This window comes from Telluria sp. AZSoR62 (assembly GCF_058111565.1).
The window spans coordinates 1-326 of record NZ_JBYTST010000188.1; the positions used below are offsets into that span (position 1 = coordinate 1).

Sequence of the window (326 nt, forward strand, 5' to 3'; positions counted from 1 at the left end):
GCTCTAATGAGCTCGGATTCAGGTCTGCGCGTTTTGGGCACACTTGCCGATCTCAAAGATTGGGACCTGTTGTGGTTGCACCTGTTCATTGACCAGTGCCGGGACCGTTACTTCGACCGCGGCTTGGCAGAGCCACTACTTGCAACTGGCTCAATGGTTCGCCTGCCACACATGTGGGTCGAGAGCAGCCCACAGTTACCAGTTCCGGCCGAGTACGAGCTGAAGCTGGAGACACGCGCCAGCGTTGACCTCAATACCGAGTTCCTGCACACCATTGAGCCTAAATGGGCAGAGACGCATAACCCCAACCGGTGGATGGAGGATCG

At 57.1% G+C, this 326-nt stretch carries 1 protein-coding gene; it reads left to right on the top strand.

The window, feature by feature from the left end:
• Positions 1-326: hypothetical protein (locus AC3XQU_RS23465; protein ID WP_489876551.1), on the top strand; the 326-nt coding region annotated here is incomplete at both ends.